19 protein-coding genes are annotated in these 20,324 nt (G+C 62.3%); 11 read left to right on the forward strand and 8 right to left on the reverse strand.

Annotation, left to right across the window (positions count from 1 at the left end; translation table 11 throughout):
* Positions 1–52: 52 nt before the first annotated feature.
* From WN72_RS07435 to napE, 5 genes are read right to left on the reverse strand one after another with little or no spacing between them, the layout of a single operon-like run.
* Positions 53–712: a NapC/NirT family cytochrome c gene (locus WN72_RS07435; RefSeq protein WP_092216810.1), complete on the reverse strand. Its 660-nt coding sequence runs from the start codon at positions 710–712 to the stop codon at positions 53–55.
* Positions 709–1,179 carry a nitrate reductase cytochrome c-type subunit gene (locus tag WN72_RS07440; RefSeq protein ID WP_027560963.1) on the reverse strand — a complete coding sequence of 157 codons (471 nt, stop codon included), beginning with the start codon at positions 1,177–1,179 and terminating at the stop codon, positions 709–711. Before WN72_RS07440 ends, WN72_RS07435 begins: the two co-directional genes overlap by 4 nt.
* Positions 1,176–3,689 carry a nitrate reductase catalytic subunit NapA gene (gene napA, locus WN72_RS07445; protein WP_092216808.1) on the reverse strand — a complete coding sequence of 838 codons (2,514 nt, stop codon included), beginning with the start codon at positions 3,687–3,689 and terminating at the stop codon, positions 1,176–1,178. The genes WN72_RS07440 and napA overlap by 4 nt, the downstream gene beginning before the upstream one ends.
* A 16-nt stretch (positions 3,690–3,705) precedes the next feature.
* Entirely contained in the window at positions 3,706–4,020 is a 315-nt protein-coding gene (locus WN72_RS07450) for a chaperone NapD (RefSeq protein ID WP_027560961.1), read from the reverse strand.
* Between the two features lie 25 nt (positions 4,021–4,045).
* Positions 4,046–4,231, reverse strand: coding sequence for a periplasmic nitrate reductase, NapE protein (gene napE, locus WN72_RS07455; protein WP_027532529.1), 186 nt, complete (start codon positions 4,229–4,231; stop codon positions 4,046–4,048).
* A 278-nt stretch (positions 4,232–4,509) separates the two neighbouring features.
* Here napE and WN72_RS07460 point away from each other — a divergent pair, with 278 nt between their 5' ends.
* Positions 4,510–5,715, forward strand: coding sequence for an LLM class flavin-dependent oxidoreductase (locus WN72_RS07460; RefSeq protein ID WP_092216807.1), 1,206 nt, complete (start codon positions 4,510–4,512; stop codon positions 5,713–5,715).
* Between the two features lie 215 nt (positions 5,716–5,930).
* Complete coding sequence (locus WN72_RS07465; RefSeq protein ID WP_027560958.1) at positions 5,931–6,425, forward strand: septal ring lytic transglycosylase RlpA family protein; 495 nt, start codon at positions 5,931–5,933, stop codon at positions 6,423–6,425.
* A gap of 69 nt (positions 6,426–6,494) precedes the next feature.
* Here the strand turns inward: WN72_RS07465 and WN72_RS07470 are convergent, their stop codons facing one another.
* Complete coding sequence (locus WN72_RS07470) at positions 6,495–6,656, reverse strand: hypothetical protein (RefSeq protein ID WP_167336536.1); 162 nt, start codon at positions 6,654–6,656, stop codon at positions 6,495–6,497.
* A gap of 395 nt (positions 6,657–7,051) precedes the next feature.
* Between WN72_RS07470 and WN72_RS07475 the strand changes: the two genes are divergently transcribed.
* The 3 genes from WN72_RS07475 to WN72_RS07485 all read left to right on the forward strand — a co-directional run bounded on the left by WN72_RS07475 (position 7,052) and on the right by WN72_RS07485 (position 10,324).
* The gene (locus WN72_RS07475) at positions 7,052–7,840 is read left to right on the forward strand and encodes a helix-turn-helix transcriptional regulator (RefSeq protein WP_092216875.1); all 789 of its coding nucleotides are present in this window, start codon (positions 7,052–7,054) and stop codon (positions 7,838–7,840) included.
* Between the two features lie 211 nt (positions 7,841–8,051).
* Positions 8,052–9,836 carry a caspase family protein gene (locus tag WN72_RS07480; protein ID WP_027560956.1) on the forward strand — a complete coding sequence of 595 codons (1,785 nt, stop codon included), beginning with the start codon at positions 8,052–8,054 and terminating at the stop codon, positions 9,834–9,836.
* A 140-nt stretch (positions 9,837–9,976) separates the two neighbouring features.
* The gene (locus WN72_RS07485; protein ID WP_092216806.1) at positions 9,977–10,324 is read left to right on the forward strand and encodes a hypothetical protein; all 348 of its coding nucleotides are present in this window, start codon (positions 9,977–9,979) and stop codon (positions 10,322–10,324) included.
* Between the two features lie 250 nt (positions 10,325–10,574).
* Here WN72_RS07485 and WN72_RS07490 read toward each other — a convergent pair whose 3' ends face one another.
* Positions 10,575–11,567 (reverse strand): helix-turn-helix transcriptional regulator, encoded by a 993-nt coding sequence (locus tag WN72_RS07490; protein ID WP_092216804.1) that lies wholly within the window; start codon positions 11,565–11,567, stop codon positions 10,575–10,577.
* A gap of 799 nt (positions 11,568–12,366) precedes the next feature.
* Here WN72_RS07490 and WN72_RS07495 point away from each other — a divergent pair.
* The 3 genes from WN72_RS07495 (at position 12,367) to WN72_RS07505 (ending at position 16,208) form a co-directional block, all read left to right on the forward strand.
* Complete coding sequence (locus WN72_RS07495) at positions 12,367–13,542, forward strand: OpgC family protein (RefSeq protein WP_092216802.1); 1,176 nt, start codon at positions 12,367–12,369, stop codon at positions 13,540–13,542.
* Positions 13,543–13,806: 264 nt separating this feature from the next.
* A complete protein-coding gene (locus tag WN72_RS07500) occupies positions 13,807–14,685 on the forward strand; it encodes a L,D-transpeptidase (protein ID WP_167380879.1) in 879 nt (292 codons plus the stop codon).
* Between the two features lie 701 nt (positions 14,686–15,386).
* On the forward strand, positions 15,387–16,208 hold the full coding sequence (locus WN72_RS07505; protein WP_159073938.1) for an ABC transporter substrate-binding protein: 822 nt from the start codon (positions 15,387–15,389) through the stop codon (positions 16,206–16,208).
* Here WN72_RS07505 and WN72_RS07510 read toward each other — a convergent pair.
* Positions 16,173–16,331 carry a hypothetical protein gene (locus tag WN72_RS07510; RefSeq protein WP_156950890.1) on the reverse strand — a complete coding sequence of 53 codons (159 nt, stop codon included), beginning with the start codon at positions 16,329–16,331 and terminating at the stop codon, positions 16,173–16,175. The genes WN72_RS07505 and WN72_RS07510 overlap by 36 nt on opposite strands.
* Before the next feature lie 130 nt (positions 16,332–16,461).
* On the opposite strand from WN72_RS07510, the gene WN72_RS07515 reads away from it, so the two are divergent.
* From WN72_RS07515 to WN72_RS07525, 3 genes are all read left to right on the forward strand, one after another.
* Complete coding sequence (locus WN72_RS07515; protein ID WP_027560949.1) at positions 16,462–17,325, forward strand: helix-turn-helix domain-containing protein; 864 nt, start codon at positions 16,462–16,464, stop codon at positions 17,323–17,325.
* A 112-nt stretch (positions 17,326–17,437) separates the two neighbouring features.
* Positions 17,438–18,799, forward strand: a complete 1,362-nt coding sequence (locus WN72_RS07520; protein WP_092216800.1) for an FAD-binding oxidoreductase — start codon at positions 17,438–17,440, stop codon at positions 18,797–18,799.
* A 237-nt stretch (positions 18,800–19,036) separates the two neighbouring features.
* Positions 19,037–20,203: a cytochrome P450 gene (locus WN72_RS07525; protein WP_027560947.1), complete on the forward strand. Its 1,167-nt coding sequence runs from the start codon at positions 19,037–19,039 to the stop codon at positions 20,201–20,203.
* Positions 20,204–20,324 lie beyond the last annotated feature (121 nt).

The following is a 20,324-nucleotide window of genomic DNA, read 5'->3' on the forward strand; positions in this document are numbered from 1 at the left end:
GGTCGTCTCGAAGGACGAGGCGCTTGCTCGGGCCCCGCCAAGAGCAGCAGCGCTACTGCCAGCCGGGAACGCCGCGCATGTCGGGCAGGTGGTGGGCGATGCCCTTGTGGCAGTCGATGCAGGTCTTCTCGCCGGTGAACAGGAAGCGCTGGTGCGCCACCGACGCCCGCGGCGACTGCTTGGTGATGTCCATGGAATCGGCGCTGTGGCAGTTGCGGCACTCCAGGGAATCATTCGCCTTGAAGCGCGCCCATTCATGCGCGGCGAGCTCGAGCCGGTGATCCAGGAATTTTTCGCGCGTGTTGATCGTGCCGAAGATCTTGCCCCAGACCTCCTTGGAGGCCTGCATCTTGCGCGCGATCTTGTCGGTCCAGTTGTGCGGCACGTGGCAGTCCGGGCAGGTCGCGCGCACGCCGGAGCGGTTGGTGAAGTGGATGGTCGACTTCAGCTCGGCGTAGACGTTGTCCTTCATCTCGTGGCAGCCGGTGCAGAACTTTTCGGTGTTGGTCAGCTCCAGCGCGGTGTTGAAGCCGCCCCAGAAGATCACGCCGGCTATGAAGCCGGCGAGCACCAGAGTGCCCAATGCGAACACCGTGCTCGGCCGTGTCAGCACGCCCCAAAGCTCGAGCGCGAAGTCCCAGCTTCGCGCTACAAAGCCGCGCTTGGCCTTCTGCTCCAGCTTTTCATTGGGCCCGTCGGCGGTCGTCGTCATCGCCGGCCACCCGGGCTTGCGCGCGACAGCAGCGTGTCGATGTCGGTGAAGTCGTTGCTGACAGGCGGCATCGCGGTGTTCTGCGGCACGTGGCATTCCGTGCAGAAGAAGCGGCGCGGCGAGATCGAGGCCAGGAACTGGCCGTCGCGGTCCATGAAATGCGTGATCGAGACCATCGGCGCCTGCGATTCCGCCGTGCGCGCCCGCGCATGGCAGGACAGGCACTTGTTTCCGTTGAGGTCGATCTGGTAGCCGTCGATATTGTGCGGGATGACCGGCGGCTGCTCCGGATAGTTGCGCGACTCCCGCTCGGAGGTGTTGCGGTTCGGCAGCATCGGTGGCGCCGGGCCTTCGTCATTGAGCGGGGTCGGGCCGCGCAGGCCCGACGTCACCGTCTGCGCGGTCAGCGAGCTCGCGCCGGCCGCGATCGCGACCGCGAGCAGCGCTATGCCTAATCGTTTCATCATGACTGGGTCACCCGCTCGATGCGCACGGCGCATTTCTTGAAGTCGGTCTGCAGCGAGATCGGATCGGTGGCGTCCAGCGTCACCTTGTTGATCAGCTTGGACTCGTCGAACCACGGCACGAACACGAGACCCTTCGGCGGCCGGTCGCGGCCGCGCGTCTCGACGCGGGCGCGGATGAAGCCGCGGCGCGACACGACCTTCACCTCGTCGCCCCGGCGCACCTTCATGTCCTGCGCATCATCAGGGTGCATGAAGCAGACGGCTTCGGGGAACGCCTTGTAGAGCTCGGGCACGCGGCGCGTCATGGTGCCGGAATGCCAGTGCTCCAGCACGCGGCCGGTCGAGAGCCAATAGGGATATTCATTGTCGGGCGATTCCGCCGCCGGCTCGAAAGGCAGCGCGAAGATGCGCGCCTTGCCGTCGGGATAGCCGTAGAACTGCACGTCGGTGCCCTGCTTGACGTAGGGGTCGCTGCCCTCGCGGAAGCGCCACTTCGTCTCCTGGCCGTTGACGACAGGCCAGCGCAGGCCGCGCTCCTTGTGATAGCTCTCGAACGGCGCGAGGTCGTGGCCGTGGCCGCGGCCGAACTGGGCGTATTCCTCGAACAGGCCCTTCTGCACGTAGAAGCCGAACGCCTTGGATTCCTCGTTGGCGTAGCCTTCCTCGATCTCCGAGGTTGGAAACTTGTCGACCTGGCCATTCTTGTAGAGCACGTCGAACAGCGTCTTGCCGCGAACCTCCGGCTTCTTGGCGATCAGCTCCTCCGGCCACACCTCCTCGATCTTGAAGCGTTTCGAGAACTCCATGAGCTGCCAGAGGTCGGACTTGGCTTCGCCCGGCGCATTGACGAGCTGGTGCCAGAACTGCGTGCGGCGCTCGGCATTGCCATAGGCGCCTTCCTTCTCCACCCACATCGCGGTCGGCAGGATCAGGTCGGCGGCGAGCGCCGTCACGGTCGGATAGGCGTCCGAGACCACGATGAAATTGTCGGGGTTGCGGAAGCCCGGATAGGTCTCCTCGTTGACGTTGGGGCCGGCTTGCAGATTGTTGTTGACCTGCACCCAATAGGCGTTGATCAGGCCGTCCTTCAGCATCCGGCTTTGCAGCACGGCGTGCGCGCCGTTCTTGTCGGGAATGGTGCCTTCGGGCAGCTGCCAGATGTGCTCCGTCTTGTCGCGATGCTCCTTGTTGGTCACGACCATGTCGGCGGGCAGGCGGTGCGAGAAGGTGCCGACCTCGCGCGCGGTGCCGCAGGCCGAGGGCTGGCCGGTCAGCGAGAACGGGCTGTTGCCGGGCGAGGAGATCTTTCCCGTCAGAAGATGGATGTTGTAGACGAGGTTGTTGCACCAGACGCCGCGGGTGTGCTGGTTGAAACCCATGGTCCAGAACGAGACCACTTTTGTCTTGGGATCGGCGTAGAGCTCGGCAAGCGCCTCCAGGCGATTGAGCGGCACGCCGGACATCTTTGCCGCCTTCTCCAGCGTGTAGTCCGACACGAACTTGACGAACTCGTCGTAGCTCATCTCGGTGGAGTCGTTGGCCTTGGCCGCGCCCGTCGCCTTCTTCTGCAGCGGATGCTCGGGCCGCAGGCCATAACCGATGTCGGTCTGTCCGCGCCGGAAGATGGTATGGGCGTTGACGAAGTCCTTGTTGACGCGGCCGGTCGTGATGATGTGGTTGGCGACGGCGTTGAGGATGTAGAGATCGGTCTGCGGCACGAACACCATGCCGATGTCGGCGAGATCGAACGAGCGGTGCTCGAACGTGGAGAGCACGGCGACGCGGACATGCGGCGCGGAGAGCCGGCGGTCGGCGAGGCGCGTCCACAGGATGGGATGCATCTCCGCCATGTTGGAGCCCCACAGCACGAAGGCGTCGGTGGCCTCGATGTCGTCGTAGCAGCCGGCCGGCTCGTCGATGCCGAAGGTGCGCATCATGCCGGCCACGGCCGAGGCCATGCAGTGCCGCGCATTAGGATCGATGTTGTTGGTGCGGAAGCCGGCCTTGAACAGCTTCGAGGCCGCATAGCCCTCCCAGATCGTCCACTGGCCGGAGCCGAACATGGCGACGCCGTTCGGCCCGCGCTTCTTGATCGCCTCCTTCCACTTCGCCTCCATGATGTCGAAGGCTTCGGTCCAGGTGACGGGCGTGAAGTCGCCGTTCTTGTCGTATTTGCCACCCGTCTTGCGCAGCATCGGCTGCGTCAGGCGGTCGTGGCCGTACATGATCTTGGAGAGGAAGTAGCCCTTGACGCAGTTGAGGCCGCGATTGACCTCGGCCTTGATGTCGCCATGGGTGGCGACGACGCGATTGTCCTTGGTCGCGACCATCACGGAGCAGCCGGTGCCGCAGAAGCGGCAGGCGGCCTTGTCCCATTTCAATTCGCTGTTGTCGCGCTCGGTGACGAGATTGGCGGCAAGCGCAGGTGCCGGCATGCCGGCAGCGGCGGCCGCGATGGCGGCGGCTTCCAGCTTGAGCATCTGGCGGCGGTCGAGCTTCGGCGATGTCATGATGGCCCTCCGGCCCTTAAGTCGTTTCGATGGCGTGGAAGACGAGCGCCGCGGAATAGACGTGGCGCAGTGACTGGATGGTGTTGAGCAGGGTGCCGAGGCTGCCGGCATCCGGCGCTTCGGTCACGACGACGAGTTTTCCGCGCGGATCTCGTCCGTGAATTTCGCAGCCGGGAAGCGCGGCGATCTCGGCTTCCAATTCGGAAAGGCGCTCGGGGCGCGCCTGCACGACGATGCTGGCGATCTCGCAGCCGGGCGGGGAGATAACGCGCTCGGCGCTGAGCACCCGGCCGGTGATCAGTGCGCGGCGGTTGAGTGTGGTTTGGGCCATGATGCCTGTCTTTCGCTTGTCGGGATCAATGCGGGGAGGGCGGCGGGCCGGGAGGACCGGCGAACATCTGGTAGATCCAGACGCCGAGGCCGTAGGAGCCGACCGTTCCGACCGCGAGGACGGGCATCACGACCGCGGTCAGGAACAGGAAGGCGAAAATCTCCATGCGCTTACGGCGCACGCGCGAGGTCGTGTCGTCAGGGGCCGACATATTCGGTCTCTCTGAAATGGTATCGAGAATCGGGACGGCATCCGGGCCGTTGCCTTGCTGCATTTTAGATGCAGCAGGGCCGCTAACGCGTTGATCTGGATCAAGCTGTCGGGTTCGACGCACCGTGCAGGCCCGCGCCAGGACCGGCCCTGAGCATGATGCGCAGGCGAAGGATCGATCTCCCGCGCGGCGGAATTGCTGCTCCGTAGACAGCGCCGCCTCGCCCACTAAGATGAGCGCAACAAGAACAAGCGGGCAAGAGAACTGGGAGAGGCGTCATGAAATTCGGCATCTTCTACGAGCTGCAGCTGCCGAGGCCTTGGGTCGCCGGGGACGAGCTCGCCCTCTACCAGAATGCCCTCTCGCAGATGGAACTCGCCGACAAGCTCGGCTACGACCATGCCTGGGTCGTCGAGCATCACTTCCTGGAAGAATACTCGCACTCGCCGTCGCCGGAATCCTTCCTTGCGGCCGCAAGCCAGCGCACCAGGAACATCCGTCTCGGCCACGGCATCCTCCAGCTCACGACCAATCATCCGGCGCGCGTCGCCGAGCGCGTTGCGGTGCTCGACCTGCTCTCCAACGGCCGCTGCGAATTCGGCATGGGCGAGAGCGCCTCCATCACCGAGCTGACGCCGTTCGGCCGCGACATGGAGACCAAGAAGGAGGTGTTCGAGGAGGCCGTCGCCGCGATCTTCCCGATGTTCAAGGACGCAGGGTCCGAGCACCACGGCAAATATTTCGACATCCCCTTGCGCAACGTCGTGCCCAAGCCCGTGCAGAAGCCGCATCCGCCGCTCTGGATGGCCTGCTCGCAACTGCCGACCATCGAGCGCGCCGGCCGTCACGGCTTTGGCGCGCTCGGCTTCCAGTTCGTCAGCGCCGATGCCGCGCATGCCTGGGTGCATGCCTACTACAACGCCATGACCAAGCGGCTGCACAAGCTTGCCGACTACGAGATCAATCCGAACATGGCGCTGGTCTCGTTCTTCATGTGCGCCAAGACCGATGAAGAGGCGCGCGCCCGCGCGGACGGCGCCACCTTCTTCCAGTTTGCGCTGCGCTTCTACGGCGCCTCGCAGAACCGCCAGCGGCCTGCGCCCTACACCGTCAACATGTGGGACGAGTACAACAAATGGAAGCGCGACAATCCTGAAGCGCAGGAGGCGGCGCTGCGCGGCGGCCTGATCGGCTCGCCCGAGACGATCCGAAAGAAGCTGAAGCGCTTCCAGTCCTCGCATATCGATCAGGTCATTCTGCTGAATCAAGCGGGCAAGAACAGCCACGAGCACATCTGCGAATCGCTCGAGCTGTTCGGCCGCGAGGTGATGCCGGAATTCCAGAACGATCCGGCGCAGGCCGCGTGGAAGCAGGGCGTGATGAGCGGCGAGATCAAGCTCGAAGAGATCGACACAGAGGCTTTCACGGATCGCTACGGCAAGCTCGCGATCAATGTCGCACCAGCCAAGGCGGCGGCGGAATAGGCCGTTCGTCAGGTCATGTTGCTGACGCATTCTCTGTCTTAACCGGCGACAACGTAAAACACTGCGTGGGAACCACTTTGGTTCGCACGACGGTTCCATAGCCAAGGGGTTGGCACGAGTCCGTAAAAGTCCGGTGCAAGCTTGATGAACGCGTTCGCGTTCGCTTGCGCTGTTTGCGGTGTCGGGAACCGGCGATCTAAAAAATCACAGGAGTTATGATGTCGTTCCGCTCGAGCGCCGCAGTTTGCGGCGCCCTGGTTGCGCTTGCCGTTTCTGTTACCGTTGCTCGGGGTGAAACGCGTGGGGTTCCTTCAAGCACCGTCGTTGATGCCGCGTCCGGAAATGCAGTCGTCGGCGCTGCATCCATGTACAATCCATTTAAGCCCGGCAAGGAGGAGGGCGGGCCGAGCACAGCTTCCGGCGAGCGCTATAATCCGTCGGAGTGGACGGCGGCCATCAAGACGAGCTTGCGCAGGAAATTTGGTGGGGTCCTATTTGGAGAGAGGCCGAAATATGCCCTCGTCGAGGCCGTCGGCAAGAAGGTCATCGTCAAGATCAATGATGTGGGACCACTCAGGCCCGGCCGCATCATCGACTTCAACGAGCGCACGATGCGGCACTTCGATCCAAGCCTCGAGCGCGGAGTCATCCAGGACGTCAAGGTCAGCCCGCTTTCAGGCGACGATTGGACACCGGGGCCGGTGGGCTGAACGTCTCACGCGATAAGCGCAAACAACAAGCCAAAGCGCGATGACGAGTCATCCTGACCTCATCGCGCTTTAGCTCCTGCCGTACTGGTCCTGATCGTAGGACTGCAGGATGCGGACGAAATCAGCCATGCTGGATCGATCCCGGTTTTCGGCGATTGCCGCAACCTCGGTATTGGACGTGGACTGGCTTCCTTGCCAGAACCGCATCAGGAGATCGGTGATGTTTTTCATGGCGTACTCTCTGCGGCCAAGCGTGGCAGTAGACACCAATTGAGCGGCAACGCGCCGCTAAAGCGTGATCCGGAAAAGTGCGAAGCGGTTTCCCGGATAGATCGTGCGTAAAATCTAAAGGTCGAGAAAAGCCGGCGGGCGTTACGCCGCCGACCTTGCCCCGCAACTGCCGGCTCGCAAGACCGGTTCCGTTGCTTTGCACTCTCGATTGATTGGTAGCATCGGGCACTCGGATGGCGCCATTGCGCACGGGTATGAAGGGGGCATACTTAGGTTGGCTTTGACTAGTGAATCGGAATCGGTCGACCCCGCCGCTGCCTACGCCGGCCTCGCCGACTTCCGGTAAAATTCTCTTGCTGCTATCCTCCGGCAAAAGGCGTCTGACGGAGGAAGCGATGCGGTCCTATGGGGCGGACTCAGGCTTGGCGGCGGCTGACGTCACGTCCGCAGTGCTCGCCATCGGCCACCCCGATTTCCCAAAGGTCCTGATCGACACGCTGCGTCGGCAGGCCGGAGTCGGCCATTGCATGGTGTTCGCGCTGAGCCGCGCCGGCGCGGCGAGCTGTTTGCTCGATGCCGGCAACATCCCGACCGGCGCCGATCTCGGCGCGGCCTATGCCGAGCAATTCCACGAATCCGATCCCAATCGCGATGCGCTGTTCGAGGGCGAGGGCGGTGCGCCGATCATGCTGCCCTTGTTCGCGCCGCGCATGTACAGTGCGCGCTATCGAAAAATCTTCTTCAACGATTCCGACATCGTCGATAAATGCGCCACCGCGATCTGGACCGGCGACACCTGCTTCTATGTCAATTTCTACCGCATCACGTCTCAGGGTCGCTTCGGCGATGCCGAGCGTGCGCGGCTGCAAACGATCGCGCCGGCAATCGGCGCCAGCGTCGCACGTCATTTCCAGCAGATGGCCACTGCGACGCCAGACCAGAACCTCGCCGCACTGTTCGCAACGCGCGCGCCGCTCTCCGCGCTGACGCCGCGCGAGCAGGAGGTGTGCCGCCGCATCCTGCTCGGCTTCAGCTCCGAGGCGATCTCGCAAGGACTCGGCATCAGCCTGCATTCGACCCTGACCTACCGCAAGCGCGCCTATGAGCGGCTCGCCATCTCCTCGCAGAACGAGTTGTTTGCGATCGTGCTGGGTCTGCTGGCGGGTCAGCACGGCCTGAACTGAGGGGATTTTAGATCCGCGATACCCGCTTCCGAGAGCAAAGCGGACACGCAGGCTGCCGCCTGAATCGTCGCTCTTTTGAGCCGAAACTGACGCTTTCGCTACGAGCACCGGCCGCGGCTCGAAGTGCGACGAATGTGATGGGGATCACAGATCGATTGCTTGCCTTTCGGCAGGCTGTGCATAGGCTGCGCACATATTGTCGGGGACTGTAATGGGCGCTTTTCGTTGGTTTTCTTTGTTTGTTTCGATTTGGCTGATGTGCGGCTCAGCATATGCGGAGCGCCGCGTCGCGCTAGTGATGGGCAACTCGGCCTATAAGAGCGTACCCAAGCTCTCCAACCCCGCGAATGATGCCGCCTTGGTCGGGGGCATGTTCAAGAAGGCCGGGTTCGACTGGATCGACATCAGGACCGATCTGAATGCTTCCGAGATGCGCAAGGCACTGCGCGACTTCGGCGGACGCGCGCGAGATGCTGAGGTTGCCGTCATCTACTATGCCGGTCACGGCATCGAGCTTGATGGCACCAACTACCTGATACCGACCGATGCGGCTCTTGAAACCGACAGCGACGTTCTCGATGAGACCGTGGGACTTGACCGTGCGCTGTTCGCCGTCGAGCCTGCCAAGCAGCTTCGGCTCATCATCCTTGATGCTTGCCGTGATAACCCCTTCGCCAAGACCATGAAGCGAACGGTTGCTGCCCGTGCCATCGGACGCGGCCTTGCCAAGGTCGAGCCAACTAGCCCGAACACCATGATAGCTTTCGCAGCGAAGGCCGGGTCCACGGCTTCCGACGGCGACTCAAGGAACAGCCCCTTCGCCGCAGCGCTGGTCGAGCGGCTGCCGACGCCCGGGCTCGATCTGCGGAAGGCGTTCGGCTTCGTCCGAGACGATGTTTTGAAGAACACCAGCTACAAGCAGGAGCCGTATGTCTACGGTTCGCTTGGCGGCGATGATGTGGCGCTCGTTGCTGCGAAGCCGATTTCCGGTGGGCCTCAGGCCAGCCCGGATGACGCGATACGCCGGAACTATGAGCTTGCCCTGCAACTCGGCACCCGTGATGGCTGGAACGTCTTCCTCGCCCAATACCCGGATGGCTTCTATGCCGGGCTTGCCAAGGGGCAACTCAACAAGATTGCAGCGGAGGAAGCTCGCGCACTGGCGGTCGAGAAGGCTCGGCAGGCCGAAGACGAAAAGGCACGCCTGGCCGCCGACCGCGCGAAGAAGACCGAACAGGACAAGGCCGCGGCCACGGCCAAGGCTGCCGAGGATGCACGGGTCGCCGCCGAGAAGGCCAAGCAAGTCGAGGAGGCAAAAGCCGCCGCAGCCGAGCAACGGCGTAAGGAGATTGAGGCCGCTGTTGCGAAGGCTCTGGCCGACAAGCAGGCAGCAGAGAAGAAAAGCGGCTCCGAAGCTGACCAGAAGGTTGCGGCCCTCCCATCGCCCGCACCTTCGGCTGAGCCGGTGCAGTCGCCGCGAGAGCTCGCCAAGTCCGTCCAGTCCGAACTTCGCCGCGTCGGCTGTCTTGCCAATCTGGAGAATGGCGAGTGGAGCGCCAAGTCACAACGCTCCCTGGCACTGTTCAACAAGTACGCCGGAACGAAGCTTGATACGACGCTCGCAAGCGCCGATGCGCTGGACGCGATCAAAGCCCGGTCAAGCCGCGTCTGTCCGCTGGTGTGCGATCATGGTTTCAGGGCAGATGGAGATGCCTGCGTCAAGATCGCATGCCGCGCTGGCTATCGCGTCAACGACGACAACGAATGCGAGAAGGTCCAAGACAAGAAGCCGGTCGCCACGCGCGAAGATGCGACGAAGCGGGATGCGGAGCGTAGGAAAATCGAGGCTACACCGGCGAAGCCGCAGACGAGCGGACAGATCGTTTGCAATAGCGCCGGTTGCCGACCAGTATCCAAAGGTTGCCGATTGGAGTTTCGCAGGGGCGGCGGGAGTGCCAACACGCACACTGGCGAAAGTGTTGAAGTCTGTAACTAAGCCCATCCCCTCCATTCTGGTTCGGATCGCCGGCTCCAGCAATTTCTTGGGGTCCAGACAGGCGGGCAACGCCCCGTGCTTCGGAACTTTGCCGATGCCTCGTCGTTCCCGGTGAGCGGGCACGAACGTAGGCGGAATCTATGAAATGGATGTTGGTGGTTCTGGTAGGCGGGGTCTCGCCCGTCAACACCGATCTGGTGTTCGATAAGTTCAGCGACTGTCTCGCCGCCGAGGAGCAGATGCGGCAGCACTATGCCGATGCGTTCGATGCGTGGGACCGCATGGCTGCGGCTAGGATCGACCGGCGCAGGGACTACAAGAAGGCCCGCGATGTTGAGGCCAAGCGGCTGCTGAGCAATGTGGGGACATGTGTCCCGCATGGTGGCGGCGATCCGCAGACGGTCACCACTCCGCAGCAGAAACCTCCTGCTCCATCTTCGCAGCAGCCTGCTACGCCATCCCCGTCGCAGCCGGCGCCGCGAACTTAGCGGCGTTGATGCCCTGACACCTCAGACCGGCGCTTCAAGCGCGCCTATGAGCGGCTCGGCATCTCCTCGCCGAACGAATTGTTTGCGATCGTGCTGGGTCCGCTCGCGAGGCCGTGCAGCCTGAACTAACGCGAACTCCAAGTCCGCGATATCGGCTTCCGAGCGCAAAGCGTACAGGTAGTCTGCGGCCAGGATCGTCGGTTCTTGCCCAATGCGGACATTCGCTAGCAGGATCTCGCGCGCGCGCCGATCAGGGGCACGTGGCTCGGCCGGGATCCCTGTCGGCGTAACGAACCCCACGCGGCGAATCGCCGAAGCGAGCTCGGAACAGGCGATTGAAATGCGAAACATCCGAGAAGCCGACCTCCAGCGCGATATCGGAAATTAGCTGCGCGCCGGCGCGGGCCTCGGTCAACAGTTTGAACGCAAGTTGGAGACGTAGCTCATTCACGTGCCCGGTGAACGACGATCCTGATAACGCCATCAGGCGCTGCAGATAGCGAGGTGAGATGCCTTGGCGATGAGCGACCTCCTCGACGCTAAGCCCAGGCTTCTGAAAATTTGCCGCGATGTAGTCGAGTACGGCGCCGTGGCGCGCGGCCACGACCGCACTCGCATCGCTCTCGCCCAAGGGAGCGCACTCGCCGACCGCGAGCGCAACAAGATCACAGGTGTGAGCTACGACCGCATCGCGCAGCTTGGGGGCGGCCAGAGCCCCCTCCTTAAATGCTGACTTCAGATAGGTCATGAGGAGGCGGAGGGCTTCATTCCGCTGAGGAATCGGCCGCATGGCGAGGCTCTCGATGTCTGTCACGCGCTGCGCAAGCGCCTCGCGGGGTACCGCCAGACCAAATAATATTCCGTCGATATAGGTGACGGTAGCGGGCTCCGAATGCAGAATCGAGATTGCGTCGCCGGCGCAAAGCTCGATGTCGCGGCCGCGCTGCGACAAACGACTTTTGCCGGGTAAGCTGGCGATGAGGCCGATCGAGTCCTCGCCGTCAGTAACGCTTGCCCGCAAGCGCTTGAAGCGCATGGGAGAGCCTTTCAGTGCGAGCGTGCGTAGCCCCCGGAGCGCTTGCAATGTTGCGTCGGCTTGAAACGGAACGTCCGTTAGAGGTTCGATATCTACGTGAACTATTCCCCGCACAAACCTCTCGCGCCATAGTGGAAGTCGCATCCGCTCCGGATGCTCGCGCGTCGAGAATCGATGCGATACGAAATTGGCTGCGTCCGTAGACATGGGGACCTCCAGCCTTGGTAAGCGACTGCGTCAAAATGCTGCGGCAGGCGAGCTGCCGGTATCCGTATTTTGCAATTCGCGCACCGACCGTCTCCTCAGGTACGCAGGATTCCAAGAAGCTACTTCGTTTGTCTGCTAGTCTCATTCACCTGTGATAGATGCTGATGTGAACTGGCTCACGTGGCGACCAGAAAATTGCAGCAATTTTTGATTGCAAACGCCGCGAGCAAAATGCCTCCTTTAAGAGGAGATGATTGTAATGGCTCTATTTCAAATTGCTGCCGTCGGATCCAGTTTGAACATCCCTGGCAGTCTGCAAGACCAGATCCAACTTTATTGCACTGCTCGCGACTGATCGGGCTCATCGGCCCGCGGGCAGAAGTTCTGCAGAACAACACTGTCCTCTGATCCGGTTTCCTGTCGTGCCTTGATCGCCGCATCACCTTTAGGGTTCGTCGGACACAAGTTACTTCCCGGCACCATTCCTTTTTAGCTGCCGGATGAAATGGTCGAAATCTGTCACATGGGACGTCGACGTGGCGATCAGGAAGAGGTTCGATCATGTCCATCATACTCGACATGCTTTATCGCGAGTACTGCCGGGCCCGCCTCACCGAAATGCGAAACCAACTTTTGATACGGGGCGTTGGCGATAAAATCCTGGAAGCGCCTTGGGAGGACGATGATCCTCCCGACCCTGGCGCTCGAAGGAGTAGCTGGGCGACGAAGGAGCCCCCATCACCCATCGGATAGCTGGAGCGCGTTATCGACCCTATGAGGCGCGAGCGCGGGCCAACAGATGGACGATCGAACTCAAACCTCGACGCGATTGTTCGGCGAAACTCCGCCGGAGTTCAGAGCGGCCGGCCGCGATCTGCGTATCGATGTCTGTCGCGGGTTCGCATTATGGTGGATCTTTCTCGATCATGTTCCCAATAACATCGGGAGCTGGCTGACGCCGCGCAACTACGGTTTCTGCGATGCCGCCGAGATCTTCATGTTCCTCTCGGGCGTGACCTGTGCGCTGGCCTACGGCAGGGCGCGTGAGCGCGAGGGCTGGAGCGGCATGATCGGCCGTTCGCTGCGCCGGGGATGGGACATCTACGCGGCGTTTCTACTGCTTACACTCGCCTGCGTTATTCTGGTCTACCTTGCGGGCAGCGATGATCTCGCCGACGGGAGCAATACGCGAATTCTGCTCGAACGTCCGGGCGCGACGCTTGCTCACGCCGCAATCCTGCAATACCGGCCTGTCAACACCGACGTCCTGCCGGTTTTTGTGATTTTTCACGTGCTGTTCGCGCCGCTGCTGTGGCTGCTGCTGCGAGCGCCGAACGTCACGCTTGGGGTGTCCTTGTTGCTCTACGCGCTCGTGCACGTCTTTGGTTGGAGAGTTCCCGCCTGGCCCGGCGGCGTCTGGTTCTTCAATCCGCTGGCTTGGCAATTTCTGATCGTGCTGGGCGCATGGTGCGTCATTGAGGGAGAGAAATTCCGGCCGTGGGTGATGTCGCGCTTGACGCTTGTTCTGGCCGTTCTCTATCTGGTTTTCGGCCTGGTCCTTGCTCAGAGTTGGAGCATCGTGCCGCTGGTCTCGCAACTTTTGAGGGACCTGCCATTTCCACCGGATAAATCGAATCTCAGTCCGATACGGCTGCTGCATTTTGTAGCTCTTGCAATTGTGGCGCTACGATTCATTCCGCGGAATTGGGACGGGCTATCGACGCCGGTGCTGAGCTGCGCGAAGTGCTGTGGCGAGAATTCGCTGCCGATCTATTGTCTCGGCGTCCTTCTGGCGCTCGCCAGCCAACTTACGCTGCTCGACCTCTGGGCGGGGCTTGCGATGCAGATCGTGGTTAGTGTTGCCGGAGTGCTGATGATGATCGGCGTCGCGCGGTTACTGAACGCGATCGGCATCCAGCGCGAGCGGATGTCAGCGGGGACGCAGTCGATCGGGAAAGTTCCGCCGGTTCGCTAAGCTGGTAGATTGCGGGTGGAGCACGGAGGGTAGGGCGGCAGAGGCGAGGCTTCGAGAAATAAGTCCTGTTGCAACCTGTCACCCACGCTGGTTTTCGCGATGAGAAACGCATCGTCCTCGTCGCGACATTTCCAGCGGTACGCCAAATGCCGAACATGAGTTCGCGTTAACCATAGCGAACGGCTCCCGTCTGAGCGACATCGCTTCGAAGTTTCTTAAATTTTGCTGGGTACCTCTCTTGGACAGAGTGACCTGGGGAAAGATATGGCTAAGCGCGCCAAACGTGGAAAGGCGGAGACGTTCGCACTCCCAATGGCCGCGAGAGTTGCTATTGGCGTCTTGGCCGTCGCCGCGTTGGGGTACGGTTTGCTGACTCGCCCGGCGAGCGAGCAACCGGCACGGAAGCCCTCCGCGCAGGAAGCCCGGGCGTCGTCAACGCCCGTTTACGTGGCAACTCCAGTTCGTGCATCAGCGGCAGTTCCGGCTCCAGCGCCAGCTCCGATTCCGGCCCCCGCCCCGGCGCCTCTGGTCGAGCCACCAAAAGCCGCCGACGGTCCCGGAGCATTGGTCCGGCAGGTCATTGATTACGCCAGCCACCAGGCACCGGGCACCGTGATCATCGATACCAAGAACACGTTCCTCTATTTCGTCCTGAACGACAGGCAGGCGATGCGCTACGGCATCGGTGTTGGCCGCGAAGGTTTCACATGGTCCGGTGAGCAGACTGTGGCCCGCAAAGCTGAATGGCCGGATTGGCATCCGCCCACAGAGATGATCGGGCGTCAGCCTTATCTGCCGCGGTTCATGGCAGGCGGTCCCGGCAACCCGCTCGGCGCCCGTGCGATGTATCTGGGCGAGACCGAATATCGCATTCACGGCACCAACAATCCCGATACGATCGGGAAGCGGGTTTCGTCCGGCTGTATCCGGCTGACCAATGACGACGTCGTGGACCTCTATGAGCGGGTGAAAGTCGGAGCGAAGGTGATCGTGCTTCCGGCAACCGTAGCCCGCCGGCCTTCCCAGGGCGCGCCGACCGACGCCGCGTTCCGGTTGCCGGACCCGGCATCTCCATCGAAGCGGCCCCTGGCGGCCAACGCGCAGATGCTGTCATCCGGACCGAAGATCGCCGAGGCGCAGTAGTTCGGTCCTCCGTGCCTGCAACTGAGGACAAGCAAACATTCAAGCCACCGGCGGCAAGCTCCGGCGCTTGCTCGTATCCATCTGCGACGATCTTGTAGCTTTCAACCAAAGCGAGTAGCTTGGGGTTGGGTATAGGGAGCCGTCGTCATGAGGTTCTCGTCACGTGCATTTGTCCCCTCTTTTTGCGTTGCTTTGTTGATTTGTGGATCGGGCAGTCCGGCGCTGTCGCAAACTGCAGGGTCCCTTCCCAGCGTCACGGTCGACGCCCCAACCGTCAGCCTGGCTCTGAAGTAGCAGAGCGTGTGCTGAACTGACGATGGCCGGCAGGGCTGGCGGCTTCAGTCGCATCATCTGTCTGTTCCTATCGCTAGGGACAGACGCCGGCGCGGTGGTGCGCTAGTCTCGCCTGGAGGAAACAAGAACCCAGGGGAGCCAGCCTTGAGCGCCGCGCATCGACATCGACCCGGCTGCGTTCTGGGCCGATCCTATCCGAAATGAGCGGTCCGGAAGCGCCGCAGACCGATTGTGCTCAACGTGGGTTTGGGGCGGCGATGAGGCGGCGCGAATTTATCTGGATGCTGGGAGGCTTGTGCACGTCATGTGCAGTCAGGGCGCATGCCGAATCGAGAGTCTACAGGGTCGCACTGCTAACGCTTGAACCGGACGCGGATGGCTCTCAACTCCTTGGACCATTGCACAAGTTGGGTTATCTCGAAGGCCGCAACCTCTTCTTCCAACACCGGTCCGCCGAGGGGGACCCCGGGCGACTCGCCGCACTGGCCAACGAACTTGTGCAATTGAAACCGCATGTGCTGGTGGCGGGTTGGGGAACGCTGGCGCCCAAAGCGCTCAAAGCAGCGACTGAGACTATTCCCATTGTGTTTTCGACCGTCGGCGATCCAATCGGGGCTGGCCTGGTGCAATCCCTGTCGCGACCAGGAGGGAATGCAACAGGCCTTAGCGGTCAATCCACCGACTTGAAAGGCAAGCAGCTTCAGTTGTTGCTGGCGTGCATTCCGGGGCAGCGCGTTGTCGGCGTGCTCCTGAACCCAGACACGCCATACAGTGCTCTGGCTCTAAGACAGTTGAAGGCGGCAGCTGATATGGAAAGCATAAGGCTCGAACCCCTGGAGATACGAAACGCGGCGGAGTTGACCGAATCCAGGATGGACGCGCTTGTCGCATCCGGTGCGACAAGTGTCATTGTTATCGAGGACCCGGTCACCGTCACCCTTCGGGAGACGGTCATCGATCAGGCAAACAGACGGCGACTTCCCACAATGACCGGCTTTGTCGAGTATGCTCGCTCAGGTGGCCTGCTGACATATGGCCCTGTACTGAAGGACGCATACCAACGCGCCGCGGAATATGTCGACAAGATTCTCAAAGGTGCCAGTCCTGGCGATCTGCCGGTCCAGCAGCCGACTCAATTTCAGTTCGTGATCAACCTCAAGACCGCAAGGGCGCTAGGCGTGGCGATACCACCCTCATTGCTCGCCCTTGCCGACGAGGCTATCGAGTGAAGCGACGACTTCCGCCGTCACCTTGCGGCAATCGCAACGAGCTGGCTCGCCACTCTGCTCCAAATCCTTGATCTTCTGGAATTTCAGGATGTGGCCGCGCAGGCGGCCTTGCGGGAGCTTCATTCGAAATCGCGCATGGTGATCACGCGTTCTCACGTGTGCGTCATGGTTCTTCGAAACTCTTTCCCTTCAGGTTTCCACACCTCAATTTGCGGGATTATTGGCTGCTATCTCCAACAGGGCTTTCGCTGCGATGAGGGAACTCGGAAAGTTACGCTGGGCGCAGAAGGATGGCCGTCCCCCGCAACTGCTTCACGCTGAAAGACCTGCCGGCGAGAGCGGCGTCCGCGCATTTCGCGTGCGATTCGACGGGGGAGCCTATTTCCGCGCGACTGCGCTCCAGCATCTGATCTACTTCCAGATGTCGCCGTCGTCGCTGCGGATTGAATGCCGTATGGCCGGGCTGCACGCGAAGCAGGAAGCAGCCGCCGGCGCGCTCGCGATCGGTCCCGCAGGTATTGATTGTGAGGCTGAAAGCAACCAATCGGCGGACGTGCTGCTCATCGCGGTGGAGCCACGCCGGCTAGCGCTCGCGTCGGCAGAAGATCACGTCCCTAATGCAGAATTGTGCGAGCGCGTCTCTGGATACGATGAATCCCTTCTCCGGGCGGCGCGGCAGCTGGAATCAGAAGTTGCGGGTGGTTATCCGCGCGGCCCCTTGTTCTGGAGTGAGGTTGCGAGCCGTCTCATCGGCCGCCTTCTGGTTGGCCATACGTCAAATCCACCCGCTTCATCCCGCGGCAGGCTGGGCCGATACGCGCTGGAGCGGATCAGGGATTACGTGTTTGCCCACATCGCAGAGCCGATCCAGGTGGCCGAGCTTGCCGCACTGATTGGCCGCAGTGAGTTCCATTTCTCGCGTGTGTTCGCCCGCTCCGTCGGCATGACGCCGTATCGCTATGTGGTCCATCTTCGCCTTCACGCGGCGGTCCAGCACATCCGGGACGGGCGCATGGGACTGGCTGAAATTGCGGCAGAGACCGGGTTTGCAGATCAAAGCCATTTGTCGCGATGGGTCCGCCGTGTACACGGCGTCGCGCCCTCGGAGCTCGCCTGATTGCTCTCGCAAAAGAGCAGGAATCTTCACGAACGTCTGTCCGCTTCTCCGTAAACCGGTCGTCAGTCGCGCCAAATGTTCCGCTCGCGCGAAATCAACGGAGAGCAAGACCATGTCGGATTCCATCGAAAGCGCGTTCCTGGGCCTGAGTGGTAAAATCGCCGGGCGCGTCTCGTTGCCTGGAAGCGAACGCTATGTCGCCGCAACCGGTCTCTGGGCAAAGCAAACCGACGTTTCGCCTCGGGCCGTCGTGCACTGCGAATCCGCTGCCGACGTGCAGGCCGCCATTCGTGCTGCGCGCGAGCACGGGCTGCCGCTTTCGGTTCGCGGTGGCGGCCACGACTGGGCGGGCCGAGCTCTCTGCAACGGTATCGTCATTGACTTGAGCAACATGCGACACGTGGTGCTCGGCTCCGACCATCGCTTCGTCACGATTGCCGGCGGCGCCCGCGTCGCCGACGTCACGGCGGTGACGGACCCAGCCGACCTTGCTGTCGTGGCGGGCTCCGTCTCCTGCGTCGGCATGGCCGGGCTCACGCTCGGCGGCGGCTACGGCCCCTTGATCGGACGTTTCGGGCTCGCGCTCGACAATATGCTCGCCGCACAGGTGGTGCTGGCGGACGGACGAATCGTGTCTGCGGATGACGACAACGATGCCGACCTGTTCTGGGCGCTGCGGGGCGGCGGCGGCAATTTCGGCGTGGTCACGCAGATGCGTCACCGCGTGCATGAGTTGCCGAACGTCCTTTCCGGTCTGCTGGTCTATCCCTTTGCCGAGGCGCGCGCCGTACTCGAAGGATGCGCTTCGTTGACGGCATCGGCACCGGATGAGTTGACGGTGCAGGCGGGGCTCGTCGCCGATCCCTCGGGCACGGTTGCGGTCATGTTGATTCCAGCCTGGAGCGGCCGACCGGAAGAAGGCGGGGCCAAGCTTGAACCCTTTCTCAAGCTAGGGACCTTGCTCGCCGGCCGGATCGAAAGAAAATCCTACGGCGCGCTGCTCGGCGTGTTCGATCCCTACCTCGTCGATGGATTGCGGGCTGTCATGGAGACGTGCTCGTTGCCCGTGTTCGACCGCAGATGCATCGACACGTTCGTCGATGCGATGGAAGCGGCGGTATCGCCGGGCTGCGCCATCTTCACCCACGAGTTCAGGGGCGCGGCATCCCGTGTCCCGGAGGCCGCGACGGCCTTCGGTCTCCGCCGTGATCATGTGCTGGTCGAGATGCTCGCGACCTTCCCCGACCGGGCCGACGCCGAGGACGAGCCACTGCATCGAGATTGGGCGCGCTCCACCCGCCAGGCCTTCGCGGCGGCGCTGCCTGGCGGATATCCAAACTTGCTCGGCCCCAACGATCCCGATCGCGCCCGGCATAGTTATGGCGGCAATGCGAAACGATTGATGGAAGTAAAGCGCCGCTACGATCCGGACAATGTTTTCTCGTCCGCCATTCCGTTGCCGCGTGCCCTGTAGCAAGCGGCAGACCGCACGGCGCGCGGATGAGGATTTTGGCCTTTAGGCGAACACTCGCTCATGTATCGTCGATGCCCGGTGTCGTGGGCATGCGGACTTCGTCATCGAACCGCGCGCGTGCTCGACCTTGGACGACGCGGCCAGAGACCGTCTGTCCCTATTGCTAGGGACAGACGCCGGCCCCGGATTTCGCTAGTCTCGCCTGGAGGAAGCGAGAATCCCAGGGGAGAGACCGCCTTGAGCACCGCGCCGCGCATCGACATCGACCCTGCTGCATTCTGGGCCGATCCCTATCCGATGCTCGCCAAAATGCGCAAGGAGGCGCCGATCGCGTTCGTGCCGCAGCTCGGCTCGACGCTGCTGACGAGCCGCGACGACATCTCGATCTCGGAGAAGCAGATCGATGTGTTCTCCTCGCACCAGCCCGCGGGCCTGATGAACCGCCTGATGGGCCACAACATGATGCGCAAGGACGGCGAGGCGCATCAGGTCGAGCGGCGCGCGATGTTTCCGACGATCTCGCCGAGGACGGTGAAGGCGCACTGGACCGCGCTGTTCCAAGCCCATGCCGACCGCATCATGGATGGCGTCGTGCCCGGGCGGATCGACTTCATGCGCGACTTCGCGCTGCCGTTCTCCGGCGAGTGCCTGAAGTCGATCACCGGCCTCACCAACATCCGCTTTGAGGACATGGATGCGTGGTCGCAAGGCATGATCGAGGGAATCGCCAATTATGCCGGCGATCCCGCGGTCGAGGCACGCTGCCACGCGGCGACATCAGGCATCGACGCGGCGATCGACGACATCCTGCCGGTGATGCGTAGGCATCCCGACCAGAGCATTTTGGGCGTTCTTCTTGCCTCCGGCATGGCCATGGAGAGCGTGCGCGCAAATGTAAAACTCGCGATCTCGGGTGGCCAGAACGAGCCGCGCAAGGCGATCGCCGGCACCGTATGGGCGCTCTTGACCCATCCCGACCAGCTCGATCTTATCAGGCGCGGTGAAGTGTCCTGGCTCCAGGCCTTCGAGGAATACGCCCGCTGGATCTCGCCGATCGGCATGTCGCCGCGGCGTATCGCGAGGCCCTGGAGCATTCGCGACGTATCCTTCGAGCTGGATGAGCGCGTGTTCCTGATGTTCGGCTCCGCCAATCGCGACGAGACGCATTTTGAGCGCGCCGACCAGTTCGACCTGCGACGCGACACGTCCAAGAGCGTCGCCTTCGGCGCCGGTCCGCATTTCTGCGCCGGCGCCTTCGCCTCGCGCGCGATGATCGCCGACGTCGCCCTGCCGACGGTGTTCGCGCGTGCGAGTCGTCTTGAACTTGCCAACGACGAACCGGTCCGGATCGGCGGCTGGGCCTTCCGGGGCTTGCAGAATTTGCCGGTGAGGTGGTCGCAATAGGCCGGCGAGGGGCTATGCGCATGAACAGGGTTGTCGCACGCGTTCCATCGTACAAATTCGGTGTCATCGCCCGCGAAGGCGGGCGATCCAGTATTCCAGAGACAGTCGTTGGATACGGAGA

The organism is Bradyrhizobium arachidis (assembly GCF_015291705.1).
GTDB classification, from domain to species: Bacteria; Pseudomonadota; Alphaproteobacteria; order Rhizobiales; family Xanthobacteraceae; genus Bradyrhizobium; species Bradyrhizobium arachidis.